Source organism: Sinomicrobium halophytocola (genome assembly GCF_052983395.1).
Window position 1 is genome coordinate 23,886 of the sequence record NZ_JBRKIT010000013.1, and the last position, 13,581, is coordinate 37,466.

General features: G+C 43.3%; 14 protein-coding genes. 10 read left to right on the forward strand and 4 right to left on the reverse strand.

The window, feature by feature from the left end; translation table 11 throughout:
- Nucleotides 1-10: 10 nt before the first annotated feature.
- From ACVBDY_RS05215 to ACVBDY_RS05260, 10 genes are all read left to right on the forward strand, one after another.
- Nucleotides 11-1,003: a DNA-directed RNA polymerase subunit alpha gene (locus ACVBDY_RS05215; RefSeq protein ID WP_447174412.1), complete on the forward strand. Its 993-nt coding sequence runs from the start codon at nucleotides 11-13 to the stop codon at nucleotides 1,001-1,003.
- Between the two features lie 71 nt (nucleotides 1,004-1,074).
- Nucleotides 1,075-1,650 (forward strand): 50S ribosomal protein L17, encoded by a 576-nt coding sequence (gene rplQ, locus ACVBDY_RS05220; RefSeq protein ID WP_447174413.1) that lies wholly within the window; start codon nucleotides 1,075-1,077, stop codon nucleotides 1,648-1,650.
- Nucleotides 1,651-1,856: 206 nt separating this feature from the next.
- Nucleotides 1,857-2,975: a glutamine-hydrolyzing carbamoyl-phosphate synthase small subunit gene (gene carA / locus ACVBDY_RS05225; protein WP_447174414.1), complete on the forward strand. Its 1,119-nt coding sequence runs from the start codon at nucleotides 1,857-1,859 to the stop codon at nucleotides 2,973-2,975.
- Nucleotides 2,976-3,038: 63 nt separating this feature from the next.
- Nucleotides 3,039-4,328 (forward strand): phosphopyruvate hydratase, encoded by a 1,290-nt coding sequence (gene eno / locus ACVBDY_RS05230; RefSeq protein WP_447174415.1) that lies wholly within the window; start codon nucleotides 3,039-3,041, stop codon nucleotides 4,326-4,328.
- A gap of 374 nt (nucleotides 4,329-4,702) precedes the next feature.
- Nucleotides 4,703-5,986, forward strand: coding sequence for a citrate synthase (locus tag ACVBDY_RS05235; RefSeq protein ID WP_447174416.1), 1,284 nt, complete (start codon nucleotides 4,703-4,705; stop codon nucleotides 5,984-5,986).
- Nucleotides 5,987-6,099: 113 nt separating this feature from the next.
- Nucleotides 6,100-7,014 carry a dimethylarginine dimethylaminohydrolase family protein gene (locus tag ACVBDY_RS05240; RefSeq protein ID WP_447174417.1) on the forward strand — a complete coding sequence of 305 codons (915 nt, stop codon included), beginning with the start codon at nucleotides 6,100-6,102 and terminating at the stop codon, nucleotides 7,012-7,014.
- Nucleotides 7,015-7,016: 2 nt separating this feature from the next.
- Nucleotides 7,017-7,967, forward strand: a complete 951-nt coding sequence (ctlX, locus tag ACVBDY_RS05245; RefSeq protein ID WP_447174418.1) for a citrulline utilization hydrolase CtlX — start codon at nucleotides 7,017-7,019, stop codon at nucleotides 7,965-7,967.
- A gap of 69 nt (nucleotides 7,968-8,036) precedes the next feature.
- Nucleotides 8,037-8,453 carry an RrF2 family transcriptional regulator gene (locus ACVBDY_RS05250; RefSeq protein WP_447174419.1) on the forward strand — a complete coding sequence of 139 codons (417 nt, stop codon included), beginning with the start codon at nucleotides 8,037-8,039 and terminating at the stop codon, nucleotides 8,451-8,453.
- A 67-nt stretch (nucleotides 8,454-8,520) separates the two neighbouring features.
- A complete protein-coding gene (locus ACVBDY_RS05255) occupies nucleotides 8,521-8,760 on the forward strand; it encodes a DUF2061 domain-containing protein (protein ID WP_447174420.1) in 240 nt (79 codons plus the stop codon).
- 2 nt (nucleotides 8,761-8,762) lie between these two features.
- Nucleotides 8,763-9,392: a phosphoadenosine phosphosulfate reductase domain-containing protein gene (locus ACVBDY_RS05260; protein WP_447174421.1), complete on the forward strand. Its 630-nt coding sequence runs from the start codon at nucleotides 8,763-8,765 to the stop codon at nucleotides 9,390-9,392.
- A gap of 150 nt (nucleotides 9,393-9,542) precedes the next feature.
- Here ACVBDY_RS05260 and ACVBDY_RS05265 read toward each other — a convergent pair whose 3' ends face one another.
- The 4 genes from ACVBDY_RS05265 to ACVBDY_RS05280 form a co-directional block, all read right to left on the reverse strand.
- Complete coding sequence (locus ACVBDY_RS05265; protein WP_447174422.1) at nucleotides 9,543-10,484, reverse strand: hypothetical protein; 942 nt, start codon at nucleotides 10,482-10,484, stop codon at nucleotides 9,543-9,545.
- A gap of 80 nt (nucleotides 10,485-10,564) precedes the next feature.
- The gene (locus ACVBDY_RS05270) at nucleotides 10,565-10,987 is read right to left on the reverse strand and encodes a hypothetical protein (protein WP_447174423.1); all 423 of its coding nucleotides are present in this window, start codon (nucleotides 10,985-10,987) and stop codon (nucleotides 10,565-10,567) included.
- 3 nt (nucleotides 10,988-10,990) lie between these two features.
- Nucleotides 10,991-11,659, reverse strand: coding sequence for a basic secretory protein-like protein (locus tag ACVBDY_RS05275; RefSeq protein ID WP_447174424.1), 669 nt, complete (start codon nucleotides 11,657-11,659; stop codon nucleotides 10,991-10,993).
- Between the two features lie 96 nt (nucleotides 11,660-11,755).
- A complete protein-coding gene (locus ACVBDY_RS05280; protein WP_447174425.1) occupies nucleotides 11,756-13,549 on the reverse strand; it encodes a RagB/SusD family nutrient uptake outer membrane protein in 1,794 nt (597 codons plus the stop codon).
- Nucleotides 13,550-13,581 lie beyond the last annotated feature (32 nt).

The following is a 13,581-nucleotide window of genomic DNA, read 5'->3' on the forward strand; positions in this document are numbered from 1 at the left end:
CTGTCGAATTATGGCAATATTTAATTTTCAAAAGCCCGATAAAGTTATAATGATCGATTCTTCCGATTTCGAAGGGAAATTTGAATTTCGTCCTTTGGAACCCGGATACGGATTGACCGTTGGTAACGCATTGCGAAGAGTCTTACTGGCTTCTTTGGACGGTTTTGCTATTACATCAGTAAAAATAGAAAGTGTGGAGCATGAATTCTCCACCATATCCGGTGTAGTAGAAGACGTTACGGAAATTATCCTCAATCTGAAGCAGATCTGTTTTAAAAGACAGATAGAAGATGTGGATAACGAGACGGTTTCCGTATCCATTACCGGTAAGGAGCAATTGACAGCAGGAGACTTTCAGAAATTCATTTCCGGTTTTCAGGTACTGAACCCGGATCTGGTTATCTGTAATATGGAGCCCAGCGTTAACATCAACCTGGAGCTTACTATAGAAAAAGGAAGAGGTTATGTTCCTGCTGAAGAGAACAAAAAGCCCAATGCTCCTATAGGTACTATTTTTACGGATTCTATCTTTACTCCTATAAAGAACGTAAAGTATAGTATAGAGAACTATCGTGTGGAACAGAAGACTGACTATGAAAAACTGGTTTTTGAAATTATCACCGACGGTTCCATTCATCCTAAAGACGCCCTTACCGAAGCAGCTAAAATACTGATTCATCACTTTATGTTGTTCTCCGATGAGAGAATAACCCTAGAAGCTGATGAGATCGCACAGACGGAAACCTATGACGAGGAGTCTCTGCACATGAGACAATTGCTGAAAACCAAACTGGTAGATATGGACTTGTCCGTACGTGCATTGAACTGTCTGAAAGCTGCCGAGGTAGATACCCTGGGAGACCTGGTGTCCTTTAACAAGAACGATTTAATGAAATTCCGAAACTTCGGCAAAAAGTCTCTGACTGAACTGGAAGAACTGGTAAGCGTGAAAGGACTGAGCTTCGGGATGGATTTGTCAAAATATAAATTAGATAAAGATTAATCTTTTCCTTTTTCGAATGTATTCCCCTTCAGGGGAGTGCATTTCCGGAAAAGAACAATTAGGGAATTAAGATGAGACACGGAAAGAAAATAAACCACTTAGGGAGGAAATCGGCACACCGAAAGGCTATGTTGGCAAATATGGCGTGCTCTTTAATAGAACACAAACGTATTAATACAACAGTAGCAAAGGCTAAAGCTCTGAAGCAATTTATCGAGCCTTTGGTGACCAAGTCCAAAGATGATACAACCCACAACCGAAGAATAGTTTTCACCAAGCTGAGAAATAAATATGCCGTAACTGAACTTTTCAGAGATGTAGCGGTTAAGGTTGCAGATCGTCCGGGAGGATACACCAGGATTATTAAACTGGGTAACCGACTTGGAGATAACGCGGATATGGCTCTTATAGAACTTGTAGACTATAACGAAACTTACGATACAGGTAAAGCAGCTAAGAAGAAATCTACCAGAAGGGGAAGAAGCAAAAAATCTCAGGAAGAAGAAACGGCAACGGCTGAAACTGCAGTAAAAGAAGAAAAAGCTGCCGAAGAGAAAAAGGCGGAAGCTCCAAAGAAAGAACCTAAGGCTGAAAAGGCCGATAAAGCCGAAGAAGGAGAAGATAAAAAACCTTCGACGGAGGAATAACAAATGATAACGAAATCATTACATATCAAAAGGATAAACATTTTAGTTTATCCTTTTTTTTATGTTATTTTGTAAAACTTTTTAAAGTTCTTCGGAATGTCAGGAATGAGGAGGTACGACAGATGGTCTAAATGTTTCTGAAACACCAGGTAAGCCCTTAAATCTAAAAGGCATCGGAAGAATTTTTTTTAAATACTTATCCGTACATGAAGTATCAATCAAGAAAGAAAGCGGTCATTATCCTTGCGGATGGGACCATTTTTTATGGAAAAGCAGTAGGTAAAGAAGGAACTGCCTTCGGTGAAGTGTGTTTTAATACCGGGATGACCGGTTATCAGGAGATCTTTACGGACCCGTCATATTTCGGGCAGATTATGGTTACGACAAACGCGCACATCGGTAACTATGGTGTGAACGCGGAAGAGGTAGAATCGGATTCGGTTAAAATAGCCGGACTGGTTTGCAAGAATTTCAGCTATGATTATTCTCGCGTAGATGCGAAAGGTTCCCTGAAAGATTTTCTGGAGGAAAATGATCTGTTTGCGATTTCGGATGTAGATACCAGGGCGCTGGTAAGCTACATCAGAGACAACGGGGCCATGAATGCCGTTATTTCTACGGAAGTGGACAAAATCGACGAATTGAAAGCACAACTTGCAGGGGTTCCGGAGATGAAGGGACTGGAGTTGTCCTCCAAGGTATCCACAAAAGAACCTTACTATTTTGGTAACCCGGATGCTACGTACAAGATAGCAGCACTTGATCTGGGAATCAAAAAAAATATCCTGAGAAATCTTGCGGCAAGAGGGGCTTATGTTAAAGTTTTCCCTTATGATGCCGGTTTTGAAGAACTACAGGCCTGGAATCCTGATGGTTATTTTCTGTCAAACGGCCCGGGTGACCCCGAACCACTTGATAGTGCCATAGCAGTGGCCAAAAGGATAATTGACGAGGACCTGCCTCTTTTCGGTATTTGTCTCGGACACCAGGTTATAGCCTTGTCTCATGGGATATCTACATATAAAATGCACAATGGGCACAGGGGGATTAATCACCCGGTAAAAAACCTGATATCCGGTAAAGGGGAGATCACTTCTCAGAATCATGGATTTGCGGTCAACCGGGAAGAAGTAGAGAGCCATCCCGATGTGGAAATTACACACCTGCATCTGAACGACAATACCGTTGCAGGTATCCGCATTAAAGAAAAGAACTGCTTTTCGGTACAATATCACCCGGAAGCCAGTCCCGGACCTCACGATGCTTCTTATCTTTTTGATCAGTTTGTGGAGATGATCGCCCAAAAACCCACGGTAAACAGTTAGTATACTAAACTAATATTCAGACATAACAAACGAAAAAGAAAAAGACTATAACAAAGTAATATTATGAGTATAATTATTAGTGTTCACGCAAGGCAGATTTTAGATTCGAGAGGTAACCCTACCGTAGAAGTAGATGTAGTTACCGAAAGTGGTATACTGGGAAGGGCGGCAGTACCTTCGGGAGCATCTACGGGAGAGCATGAAGCCGTAGAACTTAGAGACGGGGGTTCTTCCTATATGGGCAAAGGTGTTTCTAAAGCAGTTGATAATGTAAACAACATACTTGCGGAAGAGCTTGTAGGAACATCTGTTTTTGAGCAAAACGCTATCGATAAAAAAATGATAGAGATAGATGGTACACCAAACAAATCCAAACTGGGTGCTAATGCCATACTCGGGGTTTCCCTGGCTGTAGCAAAAGCTGCAGCAAACGAACTGGGGATGCCTTTGTATCGTTATGTCGGGGGAGTTAGTGCTAACACACTTCCCGTGCCTATGATGAACATTATTAATGGTGGATCTCACTCCGACGCTCCTATTGCCTTCCAGGAGTTTATGATCATGCCTGTAAAAGCAGAAAGCTTTACGCATGCCATGCAAATGGGGACCGAGATATTCCACAATCTCAAAAAAGTATTACACGACAGAGGCCTTAGTACTGCCGTAGGAGACGAAGGCGGTTTTGCTCCCACTCTGGATGGTACCGAGGATGCGTTAGATACCATTATTAAAGCTATCGGAAAAGCAGGTTACCAAGCCGGTGATGAAGTGAAGATCGCGCTGGATTGTGCTTCTGCCGAATTCTATGTAGATGGCAAGTACGACTATACTAAATTCGAAGGAGACAAAGGGAAAGTAAGAACATCACAGGAGCAGGCAGATTACCTGGCGGAACTGGCAGGTAAATATCCGATAATCTCCATTGAGGACGGTATGGATGAAAACGACTGGGAAGGCTGGAAATACCTTACTGAGAAGGTCGGGGATAAGGTTCAGCTGGTTGGGGATGACTTGTTTGTTACCAACGTAGAAAGACTTTCTCGTGGTATTGAGAACGGTATTGCCAATTCCATCCTGATCAAAGTAAACCAGATAGGTACCCTAACCGAAACCATCGCGGCAGTAAACATGGCGCATAACGCGGGGTATACTTCCGTAATGTCGCACCGTTCCGGAGAAACCGAAGACAATACTATCGCCGATCTTGCCGTGGCACTGAACACCGGTCAGATAAAAACCGGATCTGCTTCCCGAAGTGACCGTATGGCCAAATATAACCAGTTGCTCCGCATAGAAGAAGAACTGGGAGATGTAGCATATTATCCGAAAGAAAAAGCTTTTAAGGTAAAATAAGTATTTCCTCCCGGAAAAATAATAGAATAAGAGAAACCCCGGAAGTCCAGCTTCCGGGGTTTTTTGTGTTTGAGATTTTTTTCTTTTCACGGTTTTCGGGATAAAAAAACGTTTCCTGTAAGCTTTTTAAAGTATAGGAGAAGCCGGTCCGGAAGCACATGCGGAATACGTTGTAATTTCCGGAGAATAACCGATGAGATATCAGTATAAAATATCTGTTTTTTGTACTGTGAAACAAGCAAAAATAGTGGTAATTAACCTTATATTAACACATTATTTTGTATTTTCGCAACTCTCATTCACATCTCTTATTCAGACATCTGTCAGATTATCGAAATGTGGAAATAAGTGAATCTAAAATCTATAGAATTATTATGTCAAAAATTGCTACCTTAGAGTATAACGGTGAAAAATATGAGTTTCCTGTAACTATAGGAACGGAAGATGAAATAGCGATAGATATCAAGACTCTCCGGGCAAAAAGCGGGATCATAACTCTTGATCCCGGGTATAAGAATACCGGATCTTGTGAAAGCGCTATTACATACCTGGATGGTGAAAAGGGAATTCTCCGTTATCGCGGTTATACTATCGAAGAGCTGGCTGAAAAAGCCGATTTCCTTGAGGTTGCATATCTTTTGATCTTTGGCGAGTTGCCTACAAAAAGTCAACTGGAAAAATTCCACGATGATATAAAGGACCAGTCCGTGGTAGATGAGGAAATGAAGAAGATACTCGACAGTTTTCCGAAGTCCGCTCATCCTATGGGAGTCCTTGCATCCCTTACCAGTGCTCTTATTGCATTTAACCCTTCTTCGGTCAATGTATCTTCGGAGGAAGACATGTATAAGGCCATAGTGAAACTGATGGCTAAATTTCCGGTTCTCGTGGCGTGGACATTGCGCAAGAAAGAGGGACTTCCGCTGGACTATGGAGACGATAGCCTCGGATATGTAGAAAACATCGCCAAAATGATGTTCAAAAGACCACACAAGGAGTATAAAAAGAATGAGATTGCAATCAATGCTCTGGACAAGCTGTTAATACTTCATGCAGATCACGAACAAAACTGTTCTACGTCTACGGTCCGGATTGTAGGATCCTCTCATGCAGGTCTGTTCGCATCTATCTCTGCGGGTATTTCTGCACTTTGGGGGCCGCTTCACGGGGGGGCTAACCAAGCTGTTATAGAAATGCTCGAAGGCATTAAGGCCGATGGAGGAGATACTAAAAAGTATATGGCTAAAGCCAAGGACAAAGAAGACCCTTTCCGACTGATGGGATTTGGCCACAGGGTATATAAGAATTTCGATCCGCGTGCAAAGATCATTAAAAAAGCCGCAGATGAAGTTCTCGGAGATCTGGGAGTTGTAGATCCGATACTTGATATTGCAAAAGGCCTGGAAAAAGAGGCTTTGGAAGATCAGTATTTCGTAGATAGAAAACTCTACCCGAATGTGGACTTTTACTCCGGGATTATCTACAGGGCACTGGGCATCCCTACGGAAATGTTTACCGTAATGTTTGCCATGGGACGACTGCCGGGATGGATAGCACAATGGAGAGAAATGCGCCTGCGTAACGAGCCTATCGGAAGACCGAGACAGGTATATATCGGGGAAAACCAACGTCCGTTCGCAGATATCGATAAAAGATAAAAACAAGCAGGATAAAAGACCGGTGATTTTTCCGATCTTTTTTGAGAAAACAAGTAGGGACGCACAGTTGTGCGTCTCTGCTTTTTTTATATTTGTAACAAATCATCATCTTTATGTTGAAGTTGAATGTAAAAGACGAAACTTCCAGGCTAAGGACGTTAGTACTCGGAACGGCAAGAAGTAACGGTCCCGTACCTGCGCCCGAAGACACTTATGATCCGAAATCGCTGGAACATATTTTAGCCGGAACCTATCCGAAAGAAGAGGACATGGTTACGGAAATGGAGGCTTTCGCCAATGTATTGGACAAATATGATGTGCAGGTTTTCCGCCCCGACATCATAGCGGACTGCAATCAGATATTTGCTAGAGATATAGCTTTTGTGATCGATAATCTGCTTATAAAATCAAATATATTGCCCGACCGGGAGAAAGAGCTGAGAGCCATTCAGTATGTCATGGATGAGATACCTTCCGGTAAGATCATCACACCACCCGAAGAAGCACATATAGAAGGTGGGGACGTTATGTTGTGGAACGATCATATTTTTGTAGGGACGTATAAAGGTGACGATTACCCTGACCAGATAACGGCAAGGACCAATATGCACGGTGTCCGGTTTATCGCTGAGCTCTTTCCGAATAAAAAAGTGAAGGAGTTCGACCTGGTAAAGTCCAAAACCGAGGCCAGGGACAATGCCCTGCACCTGGATTGCTGTTTCCAACCCGTAGGCAAAGACAAAGGGATCATTTATAAAGGTGGTTTCCGTACGGAAAAAGATTATGACTATCTGGTAAACCTTTTCGGAAAAGACAACCTGTTTCACATTACCCGGGACGAAATGTATTATATGTTCTCCAACGTGTTTTCTATAGATACCAATGTAGTGGTCTCCGAACGCAATTTTACACGTTTGAACAATTGGCTGAGGGAGAACGGATTTGTAGTGGAAGAAGTAGCCTATGCGGAAATTGCCAAGCAGGAAGGATTGTTTCGTTGCTCAACAATGCCATTAACCAGGAAATAATTATGGAAAAACAAATAACCAATACCATACTGATGATCCGTCCGGTAAGTTTCCGGATGAACGAACAGACTGCGGTAAACAATTATTACCAGAAAGTCCTGGATAATCTGCTACCGGAAACGGTTCAGGCCAAGGCCTTGCAGGAATTCGATACTTTCGTGGAGAAACTGAAAGTTGCGGGAGTTTCTGTTATCGTTGTGGAGGACACCAATGAACCGGATACACCGGACTCCATTTTCCCGAATAACTGGATATCCTTTCATGGTAATGCCACCGTGGCTCTGTATCCCATGTTTGCCGAAAACCGAAGACCGGAGCGCCGGGAAGAAGTCCTTGATATGGTAGAGGAGCAAGGATTCCGAATAGAAACCATTGTAGACTATACCGAGGCCGAAGAAGATGAGATTTTCCTGGAAGGGACCGGGAGTATGGTGCTGGACCGGGTGAACCGCAAAGCCTATTGCGCATTATCCCCCAGGGCGGACGAAGAGCTGTTTATCGAATTTTGTGAAAACTTCGAATACACACCGGTCATTTTCACTGCTTATCAGACAGTAGGAGGAAAAAGAAGGGTAATATATCATACCAATGTAATGATGTGCATTGCTGAGGACTTCGCTGTGATCTGCCTGGATTCCCTGGACGATAAAAAAGAACGAAAAAATATAGTGAAGCATCTTCAGGAAGACGGGAAAGAGATCATCCGTATTACGGAAGACCAGGTCAACAATTTTGCAGGTAATATGCTGCAGGTAGAAGGACAGGACGGCACAAAACATCTGGTTATGAGTACTGCCGCCCGCAATAGCCTGACACCGGAACAAAAGGCCGCAATAGAAAAACATTGCCCGATATTGTCTTCTCCTCTCGATGTTATAGAAGCCTGTGGAGGCGGGAGTGCAAGGTGTATGATGGCCGAGGTATTCCTGGAAAAAGAGCAGACCGAAAAATAATTGTTATATTAGAGCAGAACTTACTTTCGGGATCTGTTTCCGGAGGTATGGTTAAGGGCAAGTTAAGATATGTTATCAAAAAAAACTAAATACGGGCTAAAAGCCCTGGTTTACATGGCCAGGAGAGAAGATAGCAAACCGGTATTGATATCGGAAATTGCGGAAAGTGAGAATATTTCCAAAAAGTTCCTGGAAATTATACTACTACAATTGAAAAACTCCGGCTTTCTCGGTTCCAAGAAGGGGAAAGGCGGAGGGTATTACCTGTTAAAAGATCCCGAACAGATAACCATTGCCGCCCTGATGCGCATACTGGAGGGACCTATTGCCCCGTTACCATGCGTCAGCCTGCATTTCTACGAAAAGTGCAGTGATTGCAAAACCGAGGAGGCATGCTCTCTGAACAGGGTTATGGTGGAGCTCAGGGACAGCATGCTCAGCGTGTTGGAGAAGAAGACACTGGGCGACCTTTCAGTCGAAAGTTAAAAAAAATCTTTTTAAAATCTAGTAAATCTATAGATTAATAGTATATTTGTATCCTATTACCATTATTATGATACTCGATTTGCTAAAAACCCAGAAATTAAAACCGGCTTCAGACAGTCGCAAGGTGTCTGTTTTAAAGGCTGTTTCATGGCGTTTGGTTGGAACAATAGATACTATGATTATTTCCTATATTCTTACCGGTGATATTAAGATTGCCCTGGGGATCGGGAGTATAGAAGTTGTTTCCAAGATGATTCTCTATTATTTACATGAAAGGGCCTGGTTGCGAATCACAAAAAATAAATAATCATGGATTTAAAAAAGATAAACGAATACCTGAAAGACAAATCTCCTAAAGAGATTGTAGAATGGGCGCTGGAAACAGCAAACCGTCCGGTGGTAACCACTAATTTCAGGCCGTATGAAGCGGCGATCCTGCACGCTACCACTGTCGTAAAAAATGATATTTCCGTGATTTGGTGCGATACAGGGTACAATACGCCGCAGACCTATAAACATGCGGAAAGACTTATAGAAAGACTGGATCTTAGGGTTCATTTATTTGTCCCGAAACAAACCGCAGCGCATCGCGATGTAGTGATGGGTATACCGGATATAGATTCTCCTCTACACAAGGAGTTTACGGAACAGGTAAAACTGGAGCCTTTCCGGAGAGCAATGGAAGAACACCAACCGGACGTATGGTTTACCAACCTCAGAAAAGGACAGACGGCATTCCGGGATTCATTAGATATTGTTACCCTGGGAAATGATGGTGTTATAAAAGTTTCCCCGTTTTATTACTGGTCGGATGAGCAACTGGATGAGTACCTGGAAGAAAACGGTCTGGAAAACGAGTTCAGGTATTATGACCCTACCAAAGTCCTGGAGAACAGGGAGTGCGGATTGCACATACCTGCACAAAAGCAGGCCGTATAAAAGGGAGCCATAATAAGTTAATCTTAACATATAAAAAGCCCGGAAGGTACAATGATCCCGGGCTTTTTGCTTCTCTTCTCACTTCGGGTCCAGATCGTATACCGGGTGGGTATTTTCTTCCGATTATTTACGGGAAGAAAACGCTTTTTTTTAATAGGTGATCTGGTTAAACGTACTCTTGGCTTCTGTAAGCTGGTCCTCCCATTCGTCAGACCATCCGAAGGCATCCTGGGCAAGAGGCTTTAGATCTGTTCCGGCAGCGCCGCTCCAGAAGTGAACAAACTCCCCCCAGTTCATTCTTCTGGAATAGGAATCCCCGGCTGCATTTTTAGGAAAATGTGCTGCAAGAAGTTCAAAGAAACCATTGAGAACCATTCCTTCTCCGTGTTGAGAATAAATAGGATAAAACCAATCCTTAAACCACTGGGTATTTTCTTTCGGGAAATTGTCGTATTGGTCCATCATGTCGTCATAAACCTGTTGTGCAAAATCGTCTTTACCTAGATTTTTGTAGACGTCGTAGATAAAGATTTCTGCCCATTTACTGTCTTTCCAGATATCCCAGGCCGGCGATTCCTTAATGCCTTTGGCGGCACCCTCTACAATGTGACCTACCTCATGGACGAGCATGCTGATTCCGCCTGCAGGGGTTTCTTCTGTCCAGGTGTAAGGGCCGCAATCTATCACGTTACGGTAATCGTGACTAGCATCGAAATAAGTAGACGGATGCCCCCCTGAGTATTTCCCCGTATGCAATACGGTGAATAACCTCGGGTCATCACCGAAACTTCCGTAAGTGTTTTTTACATATTCCCATACGTCCGAAAGGAAAACATTGGGCCAGGTGACAGATGGGTCCACATCGTCATCAAAGTAAAGGGCCAGGTGATCGTCAAAGAAAACCCTTTCCACCAGTTGGTTGTGTTCAAACCAGTGTTCCTGCCAGGTTAGCGGCGGGTCAGGATAATCGACTGCCATAGCCAATTCTTCACTATTCAATGCAACGTTTTCTTTGCTCACTGAAGAGCATGATGTTTGACACAAATTCAGCACAGCAAAAGCCATAGCTAATGCGAATTTTGAAAAATTCATAGTTTTCATGATTTTGAAATATTTGAAGGTTAATGAATAAATAGGTTATGGTTTTTGGGGACGGACGGAGGTCCGGCTTATCAGTGATATATAACAAACCGGATTTTGGTACCGTTATCTTTTTCAGGAATATAGGTCAGCGTCGTACTGCCCGATTTTCCTTCCATAATAATTTCGGAAGCCGTGGCTTTCTCGTTTCCCTTTCTTGTCATGGCTTTAAACCTGGAAATACCATTTTCGGGGAATTTTTTCCATACGCATTTCAAGGTTTGGATGATATGGCTTTCCAGGATTTCTTTTTCACCGTTGTGCGGATCGATGACGGTGACGGTGATTTTTTCACCATCCATAATTACCGTAGCGTCTATGGGAACCTCCAGGATCCCGTGATCTTTGATCTCCTGGAACATATGGGATTGTAAAGTCGTTTTTTCGTCACATTGCCCATGGTTCTTTAAGGGAAGTAGAGAAAACACAATAGTTATAAAAAGAAATTTTTTCATCGGTTAAGACAGTTTTGGATTAAGGATGTAAACTTCCCAGAGCATGTCCAGTGAATGATCGGTGTGTTTTTTCCAGAAATTCCCGGAATACGTAGCATTTCGCATCTGTTGGTCCAGCTGAAGGATCAGGTCTTCTTGATATATTTCGGATAGCCATAAGAGAAACCTGGCTGTAATTCTGTAACTGTGGGAATAGTGTTGCCCTTCGGCATAATCCGGAAGGGACCAGCCGGAGCCTTCATTATCCACACCGTATTTATACCGCACGTAGTCGGCAATACCTTCGGTAATCCACCCGGGGCCGCTTCCGGAAGGGTAGGATTGAACAAGGTGCATGACTTCGTGGGTTATGACATCCGTATCTTTTGGTTTTTTCCGAAGCCAGGCGGCACTGATGGTTATTTTGCCGTCATGTGCGTAGGCAACCCCGGTATAAGCCGTATCGATCTTAACTTCTACACGCTTCGGTGATTTGTGATTGAATCTTTTTACCAGTTTTGGGTACACTTTAAAAAAAGTGTTTACCAGGTCTTCTTTTACTTTAGGAACAAGTCCGGGATCTTCATTTACGAATACCAGGGTTTTTCCTTTTTTCCGGAATGTTTCGGATGATTGTGCACTTAGTTGTAGCGTAAGTAGTGTCAATACACTGAATACAAATACGTTTTTCATGGGCATGTTTTTAAATAAATTCGAAAATGGAACCCAAAGAAGGGCGATCCTTCTCCGGGTTCCGGTATATAAAAAGAATTGGGTTCATATCCGGTATTACCACCCGGTATTTTGGACCAGGTTCGGATTGGCATCAATTTCACCTTGCGGAACAGGGAACAAATAATGTTTCTTCTGAAATACGCGTGTTTCAAAGGTTATGACCCTGTAAAAATCTTCTTCGTTCGTCGCATTGATATCCATACTGTGAGCAGGACCGTTCAAGGCGTTTTCTGCTTCTTTCCAGCGGATCAGGTCAAAATACCTAACACTTTCCAACGCCAGTTCAACCCTGCGTTCTTTGTGTATGGCTTCGCGTACGGCGTCCTGACTTGTTGGTTCCGGTAACTCTGATGAGCCATATTCGGGAATTCCCGCTCTTTCCCTGATTAAATTAAGATATTTTAATATGTCCGGATTGCCCGGATCATATTCGTTTAAGGCCTCCGCATAATCCAGGTAGATCTCGGCCAATCTGATCATGGGGATCGCCCTGCTGGTAGAGCCGTCGGGGGCAATGTTTTTTCGCGCTATATAACCCGTAGGTGTATAGTCGTTACCTCCACCCGAACCTTTTCCGGAATTTCCGGAATACCAGGTAGTCGTAATTACGTCGCCGTGATCCCGGTTTAACCATAAGGAATTATTGAAGGTAACACCAACATAGAACCGGGGCTCTCTATGGGCCCATTGTGCAAAAATGGTCCGGCTTTGGTCGTCATAAGGAGTCTGAAAGTCTACAAAACCCGAAGACTGATATCCGGATTCGGGATCATCAATGGGCCGTCCGTTTACGGTGAAAAATGCATCTACCAGTTCCTGTGTAACCCCCAGTCCGCCTGCTCCTTTAACCCTGCTGTCTTCTCCGGCATGATATGGTGTACAATCATAATTGAGATAAAAAGTCCCTCTCGGGCGTTCATAGATCATCTCCTCATTCCAGTCTGTTAACATTACATTCCTGCAGGACAGGTATGCATTGATGGAACCGTCATCATTATACTCTTTATATAAAGAGAAAGTTCCCGGAACAAATTCATCTATAAACGCTTTTGCCGCATCTGCAGCCGTTTTCCATTTGTTTACGTCTACGGACTGCGGAATGAGATTATTTCCCTCATTATCGTTTAAACCGGCATAATCCGTATTTCCGTTAAATATGGGGCTGGCCGCAAATAAAAGGGCTTTTTCCTTAATGGCCAAAGCGAACGGGCGACTCATTCTGCCGGCATTACCTCCTTTGAAATTCACACCGACCAAAGCCTCGGCGCCGGTTTCCAGTTCACGGACAATATAACTTACGGTTTCATCTATAGTATTCCTCTTGAATTGGGATACATCGGAATCCGCATTTGTGGATTCATCCCCGAGTAAAACCACAGGTCCCCAGGAGCGCAACAAGGCATAGTAATAGAAACCTCTTAAAACATGTGCTTCTCCGGTGTATTGTTCAATATTGGCAGCACTGCAATCCCTGCAGTTCTCTATATTTTCAATAAAAGTAGAGCACTCGCGTATGGCCCGGTAAAAATTGCTCCATAGGGTACTTATATTTCCTGTGGTGGGGTTCCAGTCTCCTATGTTCATATAATTGGATAAGGGGAACGACCATACGTATTCGGCTTCATCGGAAGCTCCTGTCCATGGGCCTGAGTTTTCTGTTGTCGAATAACGTTGCGCATATTCGTTAGGGAGTCTTTTGTAGATTCCGGCCAGGTATTCTTCTACGGTATTCCTGGTCGAAAAGGTTTCTTCAAAAGTGAGCCGGTCGTCCGGGACCTGATCCAGAAAATCATCATTACATGAAAAAACAGAAAATACGATCATCAGGAGTGTGACCAATTTTTTCATCTTACTGTATTTTAAGTATTTCATTTTCATTA